Source organism: Streptomyces sp. ADMS (assembly GCF_033441795.1).
Taxonomy (GTDB): Bacteria; Actinomycetota; Actinomycetes; order Streptomycetales; family Streptomycetaceae; genus Streptomyces.
Genome location: NZ_JAVFVX010000605.1, coordinates 1 through 247, shown reverse-complemented (window position 1 = coordinate 247; position 247 = coordinate 1). Strand labels below are relative to the sequence as shown.

The 247-nt window shown below is 73.7% G+C and carries 1 pseudogene; it reads left to right on the top strand.

The window, feature by feature from the left end:
• Positions 1-247: pseudogene (locus RB628_RS42150) on the top strand (ATP-binding protein); the annotation flags it as partial.

The window sequence follows — 247 nt, the reverse complement described above, 5'->3', positions numbered from 1 at the left end:
GTGCCGCTGCTCGGCGAGATCGCGCACACCCTCGGCTCGCCCGAGCGCCTCGACCGGGCCCTCGGCGACCAGGCCGGGCGCATGGGGCCCGCCGCGCAAGACCTCGCGCATGCCCTGCGCCGTCTGGTGCACGGCGACTTGAGCGGCATGTTCGACGCGCCCTCGACCGTTGCCTTCGACCCGACCACTTCGATGCTGTCGATCGACCTCTCCCGGCTCGGTGGCTCGGGCGACGACACCGCGCTGG